This is a genomic window from Lelliottia sp. GFLA7, assembly GCF_056490165.1.
The window spans coordinates 1-393 of the sequence record NZ_JBWLAQ010000121.1; the positions used below are offsets into that span (position 1 = coordinate 1).

1 protein-coding gene is annotated in these 393 nt (G+C 66.4%); it reads left to right on the forward strand.

Features of this window, described 5'->3' with window-relative positions; genetic code table 11:
• A partial coding sequence (locus AC07RN_RS21455) for a Zn-ribbon domain-containing OB-fold protein (protein WP_478337296.1) occupies positions 1–240 on the forward strand: 240 nt, incomplete at its 5' end.
• Between the last annotated feature and the right edge of the window lie 153 nt (positions 241–393).

Consider the following 393-nt stretch of genomic DNA (forward strand, 5'->3'; position numbering starts at 1 on the left):
GTCTTCAGCTTCGTCGTCCACCACGCACCCAAGGTGCCTGGTCGGTCGCTACCGTTCGTGGTGGCGCTCGTCGAACTCGTGGAGGGTGTGCGCATGCTCGGCGAGCTGCGCGACGTCGATCCGTCCGACGTCGCGGTGGGGATGCCGGTGGAGGCGCTCTACCTGGACTTCCCGGGCGATGACGAGACCGGTAACGAGCCCTGGACGCTGTACGCGTGGCGTCCGGTGAAGGAGTCGTAGATGACCAGCGCACTCGACATCTCCGTCGGAGACAAGCTGCCGGGCCTGTCGATCTACGGGGATCCCACGTTCATCGTCTCGACGGCGTTGGCCACCAGGGACTTCCAGGACGTCCACCACGACCGGGACAAGGCGCAGCAGCGCGGGTCCAAG